General features: G+C 63.7%; 14 protein-coding genes. 4 read left to right on the forward strand and 10 right to left on the reverse strand.

Going from position 1 to position 16,725, the window contains the following annotated elements; genetic code table 11:
* The first annotated feature begins 177 nt into the window (after positions 1 to 177).
* Positions 178 to 2,127, forward strand: a complete 1,950-nt coding sequence (locus GC088_RS07950; RefSeq protein WP_323958483.1) for a M13 family metallopeptidase — start codon at positions 178 to 180, stop codon at positions 2,125 to 2,127.
* A gap of 3 nt (positions 2,128 to 2,130) precedes the next feature.
* Here GC088_RS07950 and GC088_RS07955 read toward each other — a convergent pair whose 3' ends face one another.
* From GC088_RS07955 to GC088_RS07975, 5 genes are all read right to left on the reverse strand, one after another.
* On the reverse strand, positions 2,131 to 3,669 hold the full coding sequence (locus tag GC088_RS07955; RefSeq protein ID WP_323958484.1) for an LCP family protein: 1,539 nt from the start codon (positions 3,667 to 3,669) through the stop codon (positions 2,131 to 2,133).
* Positions 3,670 to 3,764: 95 nt separating this feature from the next.
* Positions 3,765 to 4,694: a GTPase Era gene (gene era / locus GC088_RS07960; protein WP_323958486.1), complete on the reverse strand. Its 930-nt coding sequence runs from the start codon at positions 4,692 to 4,694 to the stop codon at positions 3,765 to 3,767.
* Positions 4,691 to 6,007 (reverse strand): hemolysin family protein, encoded by a 1,317-nt coding sequence (locus GC088_RS07965; protein WP_323958487.1) that lies wholly within the window; start codon positions 6,005 to 6,007, stop codon positions 4,691 to 4,693. Before GC088_RS07965 ends, era begins: the two co-directional genes overlap by 4 nt.
* 16 nt (positions 6,008 to 6,023) lie before the next feature.
* Positions 6,024 to 6,497: an rRNA maturation RNase YbeY gene (gene ybeY / locus GC088_RS07970; protein WP_323958488.1), complete on the reverse strand. Its 474-nt coding sequence runs from the start codon at positions 6,495 to 6,497 to the stop codon at positions 6,024 to 6,026.
* Complete coding sequence (locus GC088_RS07975) at positions 6,494 to 7,534, reverse strand: PhoH family protein (RefSeq protein WP_323958489.1); 1,041 nt, start codon at positions 7,532 to 7,534, stop codon at positions 6,494 to 6,496. Before GC088_RS07975 ends, ybeY begins: the two co-directional genes overlap by 4 nt.
* A 436-nt stretch (positions 7,535 to 7,970) precedes the next feature.
* Here GC088_RS07975 and GC088_RS07980 point away from each other — a divergent pair, with 436 nt between their 5' ends.
* Positions 7,971 to 8,915 (forward strand): GerMN domain-containing protein, encoded by a 945-nt coding sequence (locus tag GC088_RS07980; RefSeq protein WP_323958490.1) that lies wholly within the window; start codon positions 7,971 to 7,973, stop codon positions 8,913 to 8,915.
* Between the two features lie 54 nt (positions 8,916 to 8,969).
* Here GC088_RS07980 and GC088_RS07985 read toward each other — a convergent pair whose 3' ends face one another.
* The 3 genes from GC088_RS07985 to hrcA all read right to left on the reverse strand — a co-directional run bounded on the left by GC088_RS07985 (position 8,970) and on the right by hrcA (position 11,953).
* The gene (locus tag GC088_RS07985; protein ID WP_323958491.1) at positions 8,970 to 9,734 is read right to left on the reverse strand and encodes a 16S rRNA (uracil(1498)-N(3))-methyltransferase; all 765 of its coding nucleotides are present in this window, start codon (positions 9,732 to 9,734) and stop codon (positions 8,970 to 8,972) included.
* Positions 9,735 to 9,743: 9 nt separating this feature from the next.
* Positions 9,744 to 10,871, reverse strand: a complete 1,128-nt coding sequence (gene dnaJ / locus GC088_RS07990; RefSeq protein ID WP_323958492.1) for a molecular chaperone DnaJ — start codon at positions 10,869 to 10,871, stop codon at positions 9,744 to 9,746.
* A gap of 65 nt (positions 10,872 to 10,936) precedes the next feature.
* Positions 10,937 to 11,953 (reverse strand): heat-inducible transcriptional repressor HrcA, encoded by a 1,017-nt coding sequence (hrcA, locus tag GC088_RS07995; protein WP_323958493.1) that lies wholly within the window; start codon positions 11,951 to 11,953, stop codon positions 10,937 to 10,939.
* Positions 11,954 to 12,121: 168 nt separating this feature from the next.
* Between hrcA and GC088_RS08000 the strand changes: the two genes are divergently transcribed.
* Positions 12,122 to 12,982, forward strand: coding sequence for a DUF3097 domain-containing protein (locus GC088_RS08000; protein ID WP_323958494.1), 861 nt, complete (start codon positions 12,122 to 12,124; stop codon positions 12,980 to 12,982).
* Between the two features lie 141 nt (positions 12,983 to 13,123).
* Positions 13,124 to 13,522 carry a DUF4870 domain-containing protein gene (locus GC088_RS08005; protein ID WP_416377529.1) on the forward strand — a complete coding sequence of 133 codons (399 nt, stop codon included), beginning with the start codon at positions 13,124 to 13,126 and terminating at the stop codon, positions 13,520 to 13,522.
* Positions 13,523 to 13,574: 52 nt separating this feature from the next.
* Here the strand turns inward: GC088_RS08005 and hemW are convergent, their stop codons facing one another.
* Entirely contained in the window at positions 13,575 to 14,804 is a 1,230-nt protein-coding gene (gene hemW / locus GC088_RS08010) for a radical SAM family heme chaperone HemW (RefSeq protein WP_323958495.1), read from the reverse strand.
* Between the two features lie 27 nt (positions 14,805 to 14,831).
* Positions 14,832 to 16,685 carry a translation elongation factor 4 gene (lepA, locus tag GC088_RS08015; protein WP_323958496.1) on the reverse strand — a complete coding sequence of 618 codons (1,854 nt, stop codon included), beginning with the start codon at positions 16,683 to 16,685 and terminating at the stop codon, positions 14,832 to 14,834.
* Between the last annotated feature and the right edge of the window lie 40 nt (positions 16,686 to 16,725).

The following is a 16,725-nucleotide window of genomic DNA, read 5'->3' on the forward strand; positions in this document are numbered from 1 at the left end:
ATGTTGGCCGGCAACACAGACTCCGCGGCGGGGGTTCGGCCTGCGAAAGGGTAGTCAATCAGTGACTAGCCAGTCGGTTGAGCCCCGCCACGGCAGCTAAGAAGGAGCAGCTCTGCGCGCACCCTTCAACACTAGCACGCCCCTAGGATGAGAGGACGCACCAACAAAGGAGCCCACGTGACCGCTGCCGGCATTGACCTTGCCAATGTAGATCCCGACGTCCGCCCACAGGATGACCTCTTCCGCCACGTCAACGGCGGCTGGCTGAAAAAGACGCCGATCCCCGACGATCGACCCCGGGAAGGTTCCTTCTCGCAGTTGGCCGATGCCGCAGAAATCGCGGTCCGCGAGATCATTGAGGATGCCGCTGATGACCCCGACAACACCGGCGACCGCTTCCGGATGGGCACCCTCTACGCCGATTTCATGAACACGGACCGGATCAATGCGCAAGGCAGCTCCCCTGTCCGTCCGGTTCTCGATGCCATTGACAGCGTCACCTCGGTCAGCGAATTCGTCCGACTGGATGCCGAGCTGACCCGCTCGGGAGCAGCGGGTCTTGTGCTGCCATACGTCAGCAACGACGCCGGTAACCCGGACCGGTACCTGCTGCACCTGTATCAGTCCGGACTAGGGCTGCCCGATGAGTCCTACTACCGGGAGGAGAAGTTCGAAGAAGCGCGCATCGGCTATGCAGCCCTGTTATCCCGTCTCTTCGAGCTGGCGGACCTGCCTGATAGCCGGGCCGCTGCCGCTGGAGTCTTCGATCTCGAGACCCGGCTGGCAGCGTCGCATATGGATACCGTCACGAGGCGCAACCCACAGGCGACCTACAATCTGCGGCGGACCGTCGACCTCGCCTCTGAATCCGGGCTGTTCGAAGTCTGGCTAGCCGAACTCACTGTAGGTACGGACCTGCCTGCCGAACTCATCATCAACCAGCCGGGCTACCTCTCGGCCATGCTGAAACTGGTTGAAAGTGAACCTCTAAGCGTCTGGAAGAACTGGCTCGCTGCTCGGGTACTGCTCCAGGCTGCGCCGTTCCTAAGCGACGATTTCGTCAGTGCCCACTTCGCCTTCTACGGGACAGCCCTGAGTGGAACACCCAAGCTGAAGGACCGCTGGAAGCGAGGTGTCGCCGTCGTCGAAGGCGCCCTGGGAGAAGCCGTTGGCCGGCAGTACGTCGAACGCCACTTCCCGGAGTCGCACAAGGCAAAGATGCGCCAACTGGTGGAGAACCTGCTGGCCGCCTACCACGAGCGCATTGAGCGCCTCGACTGGATGAGCGCGGAAACGCGCGGACGCGCCCTGGAGAAGCTGCGGCTGTTTACCACGAAGATCGGCTACCCCGAACGCTGGATCGACTACTCCTCCCTAAATATCGTTCCCGGAGACCTGGTCGGCAACGTGCAGCGGGCGACCGCCTTCGAGACGGCGCGGCAGTTGGCGAAACTGGGAGGGCCGATTGACCGAGAGGAATGGCATCTCACGCCGCAGACCGTCAACGCCTACTACATGCCGACAATGAATGAGATTGTGTTCCCCGCGGCGATCCTACAACCACCCTTCTTCGATGCCGAGGCGGACCCCGCTGCCAACTATGGAGCAATCGGCGCTGTCATCGGGCACGAGATCGGGCATGGCTTCGACGACCAGGGCTCGCAGTTCGACGGAACCGGTGCTCTCCACAACTGGTGGACCGAGGCCGACCGGGAAGCCTTCGAAGGCCTCACCGAGCGGCTTGTCACTCAGTATGCCGAGCTTGCACCCACCGAGGCACCTGACCATCCGGTGAATGGCAAGCTGACCCTCGGGGAGAACATCGGTGATCTTGGCGGGCTGGGCATCGCCCTTGCCGCTTATTTGATCAGCCTCGAAGGCTCGGAACCGCCCGTCATCGACGGGCTGACCGGATTGCAGCGGTTCTTCTACTCGTGGGCCGAATGCTGGCGCCAGAACATCCGTCCGGAGGAGGCGGCACGCCGCATCGCAATCGATCCGCACTCCCCGAACGAGTTCCGCTGCAACCAGGTTGTACGGAACCTCGACGAGTTCCACGACGCCTTCAACGTCACGCCCGGTGACGGGCTGTGGCTTGCACCCTCGGAGCGCGTCCGGATCTGGTAGCGATCAGGACTGGCAGGTTACCTGCGCGGCCGTCTGGCCGCGCAGGCCGCCGGTCACCGTCTCGGCCTCCATCACGTCACCCTCGGTGAAGTCGCTACCTACTGACAACTCCAGGCCGATCGTGGTGCCGCTCGAGATCACCTGCACATCGCTCAAACCGAACAACTCCGCCACGAAGGGTGCAATGCCCTCGTAACCCGGGCCGACGAAGAGCTGGGTAGCCGGACGCTCGTCCGCTTCCTGCACCGCAGCCTGCGTGTAGCCCTCGCCCAGCAGGATCTCCTGCAGTTCCTCGCCGCGCCCGCTCTCACCTGACGCGTCGAGGACGGTCACCGGTACCAATGCAGGATCAAACCCAAGCTCGGTCGGTGTCGGTTCGGGTTCAGGTTCGGGTTCAGGCTCAGGGGCGGGTTCCGGTGTTCCGGAAGCATCCGGGCTGGGCTCGGCGCTCGGCGAGGGAGTGGGTTCCTCCGCTGGTTCCGTGATGTCGCGGTCTTCGCGCAGAGCCTCGAACAGGTCGTCCGCCTTGCCTTCATCAAGTACCAAACGGTTGGGATCCGGCTCGTACGGGATCACCGGCACAGTCACGAGCGCCACGTTGCCCAAATCCACTGACTGCAGCCGCCCGGCGAGTTTCAGCAGTTCGGGGATCTCCGAAAGACGCTCATCGACCGTCAGGTTGCTGGTGACCGCCTCGGCGATCGAGTAGAGGCGCGGGATGTTCGTAAGGGTGCCCTCCTCCTTCACCTTTCGGGCCAACGAGGCCATGAACGACTGCTGGGCGCGGATGCGACCTTCGTCTCCGCCACTGCCGAAGGCGTGTCGGGTGCGCAGGAAGGCAAGCGCCTCTTCCCCCTCGACCTCGCTGGTTCCAGCGGGCAGCTGAAGTCCCGAGTACTCGTCTTCCACCGCCTGGTTGACGCAAACCTCGACGCCGCCCACCGCACGGGACAGCTCGGTAACGGCATTGAAATCGGCCATCATGAAGTGATCGACCTGCAGTCCGGTGAGTTCGTTGAGGGCGGCCACCGTGCACCCGGGGCCCCCGTTGGAGAGCGAGCTGTTGAGCTGTCCCAACGCCATCGGCTCGCTGGTGTTACCGGACCTTGGGTCCTCGCAGGCGGGCAGCGGTACGAGGAGGTCCCGGGGGAAGCTGACCAGGTTCACATTGCTCCTGTCGGCTGACATGGTCAGGAGCATCATTACGTCGGCCTTCGCTTCTTCGTCCACCCCGTCGCCGCCGGCGCCGTCACCGCGTGAGTCGCTTCCGATGATCACGATCTGGACCGGATCCTTGCTCAGGTCCACCGGTAATTGTTCCTCGTCACCCGTGGCAAGGTTCAGCGGCTCAGTCAGTACGTTGGACTGCAGACGGAAAAGCGTGACCGCAGCGATACCGACAACGCCCACAAGCACTGCGACGAGCGTGATTGCCACGATCTGCAGGCCTCGAGGCCTTCCGCCCCTGCCAAGATGCCGTCCGCCGGCCCCAACGCGGATACCGTTCGGGGCTCCAGCCGGCTCACCGCCGGGTTGACTCATGACGCTTGGACCTTTCGGATCGGAAGAAAGCTCGTGGGCCCGGAGTACGCGGGCATCTGTAGCTCAACGTTCAATTGTGGCGAGAAGTGCCGGGACTAGAAACCAAGGCGGACCAGTTGTTTCGGATCGCGCTGCCAGTCCTTCGCGATCTTCACATGCAGATCGAGGTAGATCTTGGTACCGAGGAGTGCTTCAATCCCCTTCCTCGCGGCCGTACCCACCTCACGGAGCCGTGCTCCGCCCTTGCCGATGATGATCGCTTTCTGCGAGGGACGCTCCACGTAGAGGTTCACGCGCACATCCAGCAGCGGGTTGTCTTCCGGCCTGCCCTCGCGGGGGACGATCTCCTCCACGACCACGGCCAGCGAATGCGGCAGTTCGTCGCGGACGCCCTCGAGGGCGGCTTCCCGAACAAGCTCGGCAACCATGACTGCGGCCGGCTCGTCCGTCAGCTCGCCGTCCGGATAGAGCGGCGGCGATTCGGGCATGTGGGAGGCGAAAACATTTGCCACAGTTGTCACCTGGTAGCCGTCCACGGCTGAGACCGGCACGACGTCGGCCCAGCCCTCGCCGCCAAGCACCTCGCGGCCCAGCTCGGTGACCGCGAGCAGCTGCCGGGCCAGTGCATCCCTGGGCACGAGGTCGGCTTTGGTGACAACCGCGATGATGGGCTTGCGCTTGAGCTGTGCCAGCTGGGCGGCGATGAAGCGGTCCCCTGGCCCAACCTGCTCATTGGCGGGCAGGCAGAATCCGATGGCATCGACTTCGGCGAGCGTGTCTGCCACCAGATCGTTCAGGCGCTGGCCCAGGAGGGTCCGCGGCCGATGCAGTCCCGGTGTGTCCACGAGAATGAGCTGGGCATCCTCCCGATGCACGATCCCACGGATGGTATGGCGAGTTGTTTGGGGCTTGGCGGAGGTGATCGCAACCTTCTGCCCCACAAGGGCATTGGTAAGCGTGGATTTGCCGGCGTTGGGTCGGCCTACCAGCGAGATAAATCCGGCGCGGTACTCCTGCGTATTCATGCGTTCTCCACCGTTTCCCTCGTGCTGTCGTGTAATCCGTCGGGTCCTGTCCCGGAGTCGGCTTCCTCAACCTGCCACGCGAGGATGTGCGATACGCGGTTTCGGCGCCCTTCCAGCCGCTCCGCCCGCAGGAAGATGCTTCCCACCTGGACCTCGCTGCCCACAATCGGCACACGCCCCAGATTCTTCGCCAGCAATCCGCCGACGGTGTCGACCTCGTCGTCCTCAAGCACGACGTCGAACAGCTCTCCGAGGTCATCGATTCCCATGCGGGCGCTGACGCGGAACCCGCCTTCGGGCAGCTGTTCCATCTCCGGAACCTCGGAGTCATATTCGTCAACGATTTCGCCCACGATCTCCTCGATCAGGTCCTCGAGCGTGACCAACCCGGCAGTGCCGCCGTATTCGTCGACGACGATGGCGACGTGGGTCGATTCCCGCTGCAGTTCCTGCAGCAAATCCCCGACCGGCTTTGATTCCGGGACGTAGCGCACGGCGCGGGCAACGGCGTCGACCTTGTCACGTTCGGTGTGGCCGGTTCCGTTCAGCACGGCTACCACGTCCTTGAGGTACAGGATTCCCCGGACGTCGTCAGCATTCTCACCGATGACAGGGACGCGGGAGTAGCCGGAACGGAGAAACAGCGACATTGCCTGCCGCAGTGTTGAGCCGGTTTCTATTGTCACCATGTCCGTGCGCGGAACCATGACGGACCGGACTTTCGTGTCGCCGAGCTCAAACACCGAATGGATCAGCTCGGCTTCATTGTCTTCGATCATCTCGGCTTCGCTCGCGCGCGAGAGGAGTTCACGGAACTCCTCCTCGGTGAAGAAGGCTGCCTCAACCCTTGCCGATCCCGGAGCTAGAGCGCTGCCAAGACCCACCAGCCAACGCGGAACGGGACCAAGCACCATTCCCAGCAGACGAACGAGCGGTGCCGTCAGGGGCACCACCGATGCAGCATGGGCCCTCCCGAGCTGGCGAGGCGACACTCCGACGAGCACGAACCCGAGTCCCGCCATTGTTACCGTGGCGAGCAGACCGGCAAGCCAGATGTTGCCGAGAACATCGAAAAACAGGAGAGCGACGGCTACAGCGGCAGCCATCTCGAACCACACCCGCCAGAAGCGCAGGGCGTGAAGGTAGGTGACCGGTGACTCGAGCACCCGGCGGATTGCCGTTGCCTGCGGGCCGTTCAGTTGAGCCTCGGCCTCCTGTCGCGGCAAATAGCTGAAGGCGGCCTCGGCGGCTGTAACGAGCCCGGCAATAAGGACGAAGACGATGGCCATGATGGCCAGCAAAAACACGATCATCTGTGACGCTTCGTAATCACTGGGTGGTTTCGCGGGGTGCGTCCCGCCCAAGGAAGTCGGCGAGGAGTTGCCGCTGAAGACCGAACATCTCCTTCTCCTCTTCCGGCTCCGCATGGTCGAAGCCGAGCAGATGCAGCATGCCGTGCGTTGTCAGCAGCAGCAGTTCCTCCTGCATGCTGTGCCCCGCCTTCTCAGCCTGGGAAATGGCCACTTCCGGGCACAGCACAACATCCCCGAGGATCCCGGACCCGGTTGGGCGGGCCGCTGTACCGGGGCGCAGTTCATCCATCGGAAACGAGAGCACGTCCGTTGGTCCCGGCTCATCCATCCATTCGATGTGCAGTCTCTCCATCGCCTCCGTATCGACGAGGATGATGGACAGATCGGACTCGGGGTGAACGTAAAGACTGTCGAGCACATGGCGTCCCAGGCGGACCAATGACTCCTCATCGACCTGCACGCCGGACTCATTGTTTATTTCGATGCTCACCGCGCATCCGCCCTTCCCGAAGATCGCCGCCCATCGGACGCTGCGCGTTGTGACTCGTCCCATTTGCTGTAGGCCGAAACAATATCGCCGACCAACCGGTGGCGGACGACGTCAGTGGCGTCCAGTCGAGAGAAGGCGACGTCGTCCACGCCCTGGAGTATTTCGCTCACAACCCGCAGCCCCGAGGAGGTTCCTCCCGGCAGGTCAACCTGTGTTACGTCGCCGGTCACGACCATTCGCGACCCGAATCCAAGGCGAGTCAGGAACATCTTCATCTGTTCGGGCGTGGTGTTCTGCGCCTCGTCGAGGATGATGAAGGCGTCGTTGAGGGTGCGTCCCCTCATGTAAGCAAGCGGCGCGACTTCGATCGTTCCCGCAGCCATGAGGCGCGGGATGGAATCGGGGTCCATCATGTCGTGGAGCGCATCATAGAGAGGCCGAAGATAAGGATCGATCTTGTCGTTCAGGGTGCCGGGCAGAAATCCCAGACGCTCGCCGGCCTCAACGGCCGGTCGGGTCAGGATGATCCGATTGACTTCCTTGTGCTGGAGCGCCTGCACCGCCTTTGCCATCGCCAGGTATGTCTTGCCCGTACCGGCAGGGCCGATACCGAAGACGATGGTGTGGTTATCGATCGCTTCCACGTAGTTCTTCTGATTGACCGTCTTGGGGCGGATGGTACGGCCGCGGGAAGACAGGATGTTCAGCGAGAGTACCTCAGCCGGCTTCACGGCACCCTGGGTCTGCAGCATGTACAGAAGCTGCTCGAGGACCTGCGGCGTTACGGGAGTCTTGTTGGCTGCGAGGGTACGGATTTCGTCGATCAGCCGCTCGGTGCGTCCGACGTCGGTCGCAGGTCCAGTGATCGAGAGTTCATTACCGCGCACGTGCAGGCTGATACCGGGAAATGCTCCCTCGATGAGGGCCAGCGCCTCATCATTGGCGCCCAGCGCCTGGACCATCTGGTCCGCCGAGTCAAACTGAATGACCCGGCTGTCCAGGCCGGCTGCCCCCATGCCCACTGCAGAATCGGTCATATTAGCGGCCCGCAGGCCTTTCATCTCTCCTTGTGTCGCCACGAATCCCGGTAGGTTCCTTCAAACTTCCTCCGATGCGGGTGCACCGCGAGGCCTCCTACTAGGGTACCGCTGCACGTCGCCGGGCGCTCGCAACGGCCCCGGTCGATGCGTGGAATGGAGCGCGTGAATGACCGGGCGAAGATCGACGGGCTGGATTGCGAATACGGGAGAAAGGTCTCAACTCAGCAACGGCCCGGTATCAATCGCGTTTCAGTCCGGGAGCGATTCGGGAAACCGGCGCAGAGGCGGGTCCCCGTTGTGCCAAGCTGAATTAGGACCCGGGCGGCCCCTGTGGAGTTGCCCCTGGTCCTTCAGGAACAGAAGTTCGCCGGCGTTCGAGAGTCTTAGCCAAGACGCCGGCGGCCCGATTGAGGAGAGGAAGGAAAGGCGCAGAGTGTCCCCCACCTCTCCCCACCACCCTCGCGCTCGGCGCATCTGGAGGCTTGCCGCGCTGACTACCGTCGCGCTCGCCGTTCAGGCCTGCACAGCCGGCGAACCTGCGGAAACCACGGCTAACCTGCCAGCCCAAGCAGGTGTGCTGCTTGAGTCGACAGCCAGCGTCCCTGAACTTGCTGCGCAAAGCCCCACTGCGAACGAGGCTGCGCCGTTGCTACCTGTCTACTGGATCGGGGAAAACAACGGGCTTCTGTACCGGGAGTTCATCCCGGTGGAAACAGCGGCCGACCCGATTGCGGCTGCGGTGTGGGCAATGACCAGTGCTGAACCGCTTGACGAGGATTACTACTCCCCCTGGCAGACTGCCTCGGCGGTGAACACATCGATCTCACCTGACAACGTCATCACAGTGGACATCTCCTCCGACTCCTTCGCGTCGGAAGTCAGCGCGGACGTCGCCGGCCGCGCAGTGCAGCAATTGGTGTACACAGCGACGGCCGCCGCCGCGAGTTCCGGCCAGATCGCCAGCGGCAGTCCCAGCAGCGTCCGGCTCCTGGTCGACGGCAAAGCAGGTTTCGTTGCGTTCGGCCACATAGGACTCGGAGCGCTCCTGCACAGGGACGTCAGCGCGGTAGCTCCGGTGTGGATCATAAACCCGCAGGACGGGTCCATTCCCACAGACCGCACGGTCATAATCGATGGCAGCACGATGTCCACACTGCCTGCTCTGGAATGGCGCGTACGCCGGGTAGACGGTGCGGGGGTTGCCGCCGAGGACGTTCCCAGCGGATCCGCTCCAGTGGAGGCGGGCACGGGTTCGGTGAGCCTATTCGAATTCAGCGTAACGCTGGAACCGGGCACCTACCTGGTGGAGGTGTTTGAACCATCGCCGGACGGCAGCGGTGGCGGAAGCGTGGACGACAAGCTGATCAGCATCCGGTGACGGACTGGCTCACAACGAACATCGAGGGGCCGTTCAACGTTTAGGAGCGATCACCTACCAGCGGCCGGCCAGCTGATTCAGGACAGCGATAGCCGCCGGCCCGGCGGTGGAGGCTCTGAGCACATTCCGCCCCAGCTGCACCGGAACTGCCCCGCACTTCACCAGCAGGTCAACTTCCTGAGGGCTAATACCGCCCTCAGGACCAACAATCAGCGCAATCGTTCCAACCGTGCCAGGGGACCTGCCCGCGCTGCGCGACCAGTAGCCGGCAAGCGATTCCTCGGCATCCTCGTGCAGCAGGATTCCCCCACCGATACTCTCCAGCCAGCGGGCCAGGCCCCGAGTGTCTTCCACTTCGAGGACTTCAGGTACGTGCGTGCGCCTGCTCTGCTTCGCAGCCGCGCGCACGAGGGACTCCCACTTGCTGCGTCCTTTTACAGCCTTGTCTGCGCGCCAACGGACAATACTGCGGTCCGCCTGCCAGGGCAGCACCATATCGACGCCGAGCTCCGTCGCAGCCTCCACCGCGAGCTCGGATCGGTCGGCCTTTGCCAGCGCCTGGACCAGGACAATCCTCGGTTCGGGAAGCGCGTCGACCGAAACGGCATCGACAGTTGCCGACACCGCAGTGGCCGTGGACTCCATGACCGTGCAAGTCAGGCGGCGGCCACGGCCGTCGAGAATATCGATCGTCTCCCCGGCTACCACTCGCTTCACCGTTGCCGCATGATGGGCTTCTGGTCCCCGAAGGACGAACGTTCCGCCTACGCCCGCAGCGATGACGTCGGCCGGATCGCCGAAGAAGGCCTGATTGGTCATGCGACCGGCTCAGAGGTTGCCGAGGCGTTCACGCAGCCGCGCAAAAACTCCCGAGCCGCTGCTTGCCAACTGGCCCGCCGTGGACTGCTCTCCACGCAACTCCGCAAGCCGCCGCAGGAGGTCTTCCTGCGCAGCATCAAGATTGCGCGGGGTCTCGACGCTCAGATGCACCAGCAAATCACCACGACCGTAACCGCGCAGGTGAGTAACGCCGAGGCCCTTGAGTGTAATGACCTCACCCGACTGCGTACCGGGCTTGATCGTCAGTTCCTGGTCGCCGTCGAAACTGTTCATGGTGACGGTGGTGCCCAGCGCAGCTGCCGTCATCGGCACGCTCAGCGTAGCGTGCAGGTCGTCGCCTTCGCGAAGGAACGTTGGATCACTGTTGACCCTGATTTCCACATACAGATCACCCTGGGGCCCGCCGGCAGTACCGGCCTCGCCCTGTCCGGCCAACTGGATTCGGGTGCCGGTGGCGACGCCGGCCGGAACCTTGATGGTGAGGCTGCGGCGGGACCGTACCCGGCCGTCTCCGTTGCATTCAAAGCAGGGGTGCGGGATGACCGTACCGAAACCCTGGCAGCTGCCGCAGGCCGCCGTCGTCATCACCTGGCCGAGGATGGACCGGACCGCGCGCTGCACCTGGCCTGATCCACCGCAGATGTCGCAGGTCCGCGGAGACGTGCCGGGCTGCGTGCACGATCCGTCACAGGTGGGGCAGACGGTCGCAGTGTCGACGTCGATCTTCTTGTTGGTACCGAAAACGGCATCCTTGAGGTCGATCCGGACTGCGATCATCGCGTCCTGTCCGCGCTGGGTGCGCGACGGCGGCCCGCTGGGTCCTCCACCCCCGAAGAACGTTTCGAAAATATCCTGGAAGGCGAAACCGGATCCCGAGTAGCCGCCGCCGAAACCGTTGTCAGTGCCGTTTTCATTGCCGGTGGTGTCGTAGACACGCCGTTTCTGGGGATCTGACAGGACTTCGTACGCCCGGGTGACGAGCTTGAATTCCTCAGCCGCTTCCGGACCGGGGTTGACGTCGGGATGCAGCTTGCGGGCGAGCTTCCGGTAGGCCTTCTTGATCTCTTCGCCGCTGGCATCACGTGCCACGCCAAGGACCTCGTAGTGATTACTCACTAGTGCACATCACTTCCTGTGGTTTTGCCGCGCCTGCGGCATCGGATTGGGTGCCCGCCATCCGGTCAGGCTTCATCAAGGATGCGGGAAAGGTAACGGGCCACCGCACGGACGGCGGCCATGGTGGTCGGGTAATCCATCCGGGTGGGACCAAGCACGCCGACCTTGGCCAGCGCGTCCGGGCCGTACCCGGTTGCGATGACTGATGCCTCGGCAAGTCCGCCGTACGGATTTTCGCGCCCGATACGTACGGAAACGCCAAGCGCGTCCTGCTCCATCTCGGACAGGAGCCGCAGCATGACGACCTGCTCCTCCAGCGCCTCCAGCACGGGGCCGATTGTCAACGGGAAGTCCAGCGTTGATCGCGCGAGGTTGGCAGTTCCGGCAAGCACGATGCGGTCTTCCCGGTTGCTCGCGGCCAGCTGTTCAAGGCTGTATGTCAGCGCCAGGCCCAGGTCCTTGAGGTCAGGTGGGAATTCCGCTGCGCACGCGGCCAATTGCTGCGGGACGGCGGGCAAGCGCACGCCGGACAGCTTCTCGAGAATCCTGTGCCTCAGGTCGGCGAGGTCAGGCTCCTGTGCATCGGCCGGCACCTGGACAACGCGCTGCAGCACGGACCCATTCGTGGAGATCAGGACAACCAGGACACGTCCGGGTGCGAGGAGGACGAACTCGATATGGCGGACGGAAGCGGCGCCCAGATGCGGATACTGGACCACTGCAACCTGGTTGGTCAGCTGTGCCAACAGCCTGACCGTGCGGTCGAGGACGTCATCGAGATCCTCGGCGCTTTCGAGCAAATTGCGGATTGCGCGGCGCTCAGGAGCCGACAACGGCTTGACCTCGGCGATCCGGTCGACGAACAGCCGGTAGCCCTTGTCGGTGGGTATGCGCCCGGAGCTGGTGTGGGGCGCCGTGATGAGGCCCTCCTCTTCCAGCAGCGCCATGTCGTTGCGGATCGTTGCTGAGGAAACGCCCAGCTTGTGACGTTCCACCAGCGCCTTGGATCCCACGGGCTCCCGCGAGTGCACGTAATCCTCAACGATTGCCCGCAGGACCTCCAGCCGTCGCGGCTCGCTCATGTTCACCTCCGAATGTGGACTGTTCTCTGCCCGGTCAGGGGCAACCTTCCGCTCTCACGAGTTAGCACTCAACACACCTAAGTGCCAAGTCTAATACCTTCGCCGTGATTGTTAGCATTGGCACGGCTCGGCTGTGCGTGCCGATTTTCCGGAAGCGAGAGAGGTCACATGTCGTATCACCAGTGGGGTGCACAGGACCTTTCCACGCCCGCGCGCACTGTACTCCAAAAGGTCGAGGCGCAGCCCGGCGTCGTTCTTGAAGATGTACAGAGCGGCTTCGTCGGCGAAATCCTCCGGACCGAGAAGTCCGGCGGGATGCACGTCATGATTCTGGAAGATCGCAAAGGGAAGCGGCGCACATTCCCCCTCGGCTTCGGTTTCCATGTCGACGGGACACCGGTCGAAGTTGTACCTGCCCTGCAACGCTCGGTAGCGCCGTCGAACCGGACGGCATCAGGATCCGTACGGGTTGCCGACCAGCGCGCGCGGGTAGCCCTGTCCAGCAGGATCTGGGTAGAGGGACGCCACGATGCCGAGCTCGTGGAGAAGGTCTGGGGAGATGACCTGCGGGTGGAAGGGATCGTCGTCGAGCCCCTCCACGGCGTCGATGACCTGGCATCGGCCGTACGCGGCTTCCGTCCCGCTCCGGGGCGCCGGCTGGGAATCCTGGTGGATCATCTGGTGGACGGCTCGAAGGAAGCACGCATCGCTGCGGAAGCGATGGCCGTGCCGGGAGCGGCGGGGAACGTGCTGATCGTCGGGCACCCCTACGTGGACGTCTGGCAGGCGGTGAAACCCCGTGCGCTCGGCCTTGAGGCCTGGCCGGTGATCCCCCGCAACGAGGAGTGGAAAGTCGGCATCCTCAGCCGGCTGGGCTGGCCGCACCAAACCCAGGCTGACATCGCTGCGGGCTGGAAGCGTATCCTCGGCGGCGTGACAACCTACGCGGACCTTGAGCCATCGCTCCTGGGACGGGTCGAGGAGGTCATCGACTTCCTCACCGCACCGGAAGATGTTCGCTCAACCTAAGCCCTCCCGGAGCCCCGGGTCTACAGCCCCGGCGCGAAACAAGTAACCTTAGGAAGTGAGTTCCGCGCCCCATGCGCGCGGTATAGGTACAGTCCAAAGGAAGAACCGTTGTCCAACAGTGCAGGCCGGCCAGACAATTACGTGCCGAATTCGGTGTCCCAGGACCGTGTTGAGGCATTCGAAGGCGCCAGTCCAAGCGCCCTTCCGTTGACCCCATCGGAAGATCGCCAGTGGGCTACGCTCGCCCACTTCCTCGGGATACTCGGCTTCGTGCCGTCGCTGGTAATCTTCCTGATCTTCAGGGATCGCGGTCCCTTCACGGAGCAGGAGTCCCGCGAAGCCTTCAACTTCACCTTCCCGCCGAGCATTGCTGCGGGTTTGGCGCTGCTGCTCTCGCTCATACCCGGCATCGGCGGCATCTTCGCGGTGATCAATGCGCTCATCTGGGTGACACTTGCTGCGTTCTCGGTGGCTGCCGGCATCCAGGTGAACCGCGGAAGGCCCTACCGCTACCCCTTCAACCTGCGAATCTTCCACTAGGGTCTCCGAAGCCGGCCGTTCCCGCCGAATGCTCCCTCGGCAAGCAGGCGGCTCAGTCCGGAAGCAAGCGCCGCACCACGGCGTCGGCGAGCAGCCGTCCGCGCGCGCTCAGGCGCACGGCGCCCTGGAAAGCCGCTGCGGGTTCAATCAACCGGTCGGCAATGAGGCCCGCTACCGCACGGCGACCCTCCGGCTGCAGGTGATCCACGGGCAGCCCCTCGGCCAGCCGGGCGCGCAGCAGAACATCCTCAACATAGCGAGCCTCGTCGTCGAGGATCTCCCGTCCGGCTGCCGGTGACTCCCCCGCCCCGACGCGCTGTGCGTAGGCGGTCGGGTGCTTGACGTTCCACCACCGGGTACCGCCCACGTGCGAGTGAGCACCCGGCCCCGCGCCCCACCAGTCCTGGCCCTTCCAGTACGCGAGATTATGTCGGCACTGATCCGCCTCGGTACGAGCCCAGTTGCTTACCTCGTACCAAGCCATCCCGGCCGCCCGCAGAGTGTCCTCGGCGAGTTCGTACTTGTCCGCATGGTCGTCGTCGTCAATGGGAGGCACCTGCCCGCGGCGCATACGGGCGGCAAGGCGCGTGCCTTCCTCGATAATCAGGGCGTACGCGGACAGATGGTCCGGTTCGAGCGAGAGGGCCGCGTCGAGCGATGCCTTCCAGTCCTCAATCCGCTCGCCCGGTGTGCCGTAGATCAGGTCCAGGCTCACGCTCAATCCCGCCTCCCGGGCCCAGCGGACAGCCAGCGGCACCCGTTCGGGCGAGTGGGTGCGGTCCAGAACCGCGAGGACGTGGGACACCGCAGATTGCATGCCGAAGGAGATCCTCGTGAAGCCTGCACGAGCGAGTGTCTCAAGCGACTCTGGTGTCACCGAATCCGGATTGGCCTCCGTGGTCACCTCGGCACCCGGTTCGAGACCCCACAGTTCCCTGGCTTCCGCCAGGACCGCTGCCAGGTCGGCTGCGGGCAGCAGCGTGGGGGTCCCGCCTCCGAAGAAAACAGTTCGAAGGGGACGCGTCGTTACACCCGACTCCTCCAGTACGCGGGCGCCAAAGCGCAGCTCGCTGCGAACAGTCTCGGAATAGGCAGCCTGGGACGCCCCGCCGCCCAGCTCCGAGGCCGTGTAGGTGTTGAAGTCGCAGTAGCCGCAGCGGACCGCGCAGAAGGGAATGTGGACATACAGGCCAAAATCCCGTCCGGCGGAACCTACAGCGGCCGACGGCGGCAGCAAGCCGTCGGAAGGAGCAGGGTCGCCCAGCGGCAGGGCGCTAGGCACGACGGATTCCCGGGTGAAACACGAACGTCACTTCTTGGCTTTGTCCTTGGTACTGTCCGATGAGAGGGCGGCAATGAAGGCTTCCTGCGGGACTTCCACCCGTCCCACCATCTTCATGCGCTTCTTGCCTTCCTTCTGCTTCTCGAGGAGCTTCCGCTTCCGGGTGATGTCACCGCCGTAGCACTTGGCCAGGACGTCCTTCCGGATGGCGCGGATATTTTCCCTCGCGATGATGCGTGACCCGATGGCAGCCTGGATGGGAACCTCGAACTGCTGGCGCGGAATCAGTTCGCGCAGCTTGCCGGTGATCATGACCCCGTAGGCATAGGCCTTGTCCCGGTGTGTGATGGCGCTGAACGCATCCACCTGCTCGCCCTGAAGCAGGATGTCGACCTTCACGAGGTCGGCGACCTGCTCCCCGTCGGCCTTCCAGTCAAGCGAGGCGTATCCGCGGGTCTTCGACTTCAGCAGGTCGAAGAAGTCGAAGACGATCTCCGCCAGGGGAAGCCAGTAGCGCAGCTCCACACGGTCCTCGGAGAGGTAGTCCATGCCCTTCATCTGTCCGCGCCGCTGCTGGCACAGCTCCATGATTGCGCCCACGAATTCGTTGGGTGCAAGGATGGTCGCCGAAACCATCGGCTCCCGCACCTCCGAGACCTTGCCCACGGGATACTCGCTGGGATTGGTGACAGTGACAACGCTCTTGTCCTCGAGGGTGACCTCGTAGACAACGTTGGGCGCGGTCGAGATGAGGTCCAGGTTGAACTCGCGTTCCAGGCGTTCGCGGACGATCTCGAGGTGCAGCAGGCCGAGGAATCCGACGCGGAAGCCGAACCCGAGCGCTGCGGAAGTCTCGGGCTCATAGACCAGTGCGGCGTCATTGAGCTTGAGCTTGTCGAGCGCATCACGCAGCACCGGGTAGTCGGTGCCGTCCAGCGGATAGAGTCCGGAGAAGACCATCGGCTTGGGATCCTGGTAGCCGCCCAGGGACTGCGCCGCCGGCTTGGCAAGGTTGGTTACGGTGTCGCCGACCTTGGACTGGCGCACGTCCTTCACGCCGGTGATCAGGTAGCCCACTTCGCCGACACCAAGACCGTTGGTCGGAGTGGGTTCAGGCGAGCTGACGCCGATCTCAAGCAACTCGTGGCTTGCGCGGGTGGACATCATCTGGATCCGCTCGCGGGGATTGAGGTGACCGTCGACGACTCGAACGTAAGTCACAACACCCCTGTAGGTGTCGTAGACCGAGTCGAAGATCATTGCGCGGGCGGGAGCATCGGCGTCTCCGACGGGCGCGGGCAGGTCCCTGACGATCTTGTCCAGAAGCGCCTCAACGCCCACACCGGTCTTGCCCGAGACCAGCAGCACGTCCTCCGGATCGCCGCCGATCAGGTTAGCCAGTTCAGCGGCGTACTTCTCCGGCTGGGCAGCCGGGAGGTCGATCTTGTTGAGCACCGGAATGATGGTGAGGTCATTTTCCATCGCAAGGTAGAGGTTCGCGAGAGTCTGTGCCTCGATACCCTGCGCGGCATCGACCAGCAGGATAGCTCCCTCGCACGCCGCCAGTGACCGGGAAACCTCGTAGGTGAAGTCAACGTGGCCCGGCGTGTCGATCATGTTCAGGGCGTAGCTGACACCGTCGAGTTCCCAGGGCAGTCGAACGGCCTGCGACTTGATGGTGATACCGCGCTCCCGCTCGATATCCATGCGGTCGAGGTACTGCGCCTTCATATCGCGCTGCTCAACCACCCCGGTGAGCTGGAGCATCCGGTCCGCGAGGGTGGACTTGCCGTGGTCGATATGCGCGATGATGCAGAAGTTCCTGATGATCGCAGGATCCGTGGCAGCGGGCACCGGTGCGGTGCGGGCCATGGGTGACACTCGGTACCTCTTACTTCTCGGTTGCGTCGCCGGCAATGAT

The sequence above is a fragment of the Arthrobacter sp. JZ12 genome (assembly GCF_035189165.1).
Lineage (GTDB): Bacteria > Actinomycetota > Actinomycetes > Actinomycetales > Micrococcaceae > Arthrobacter_D.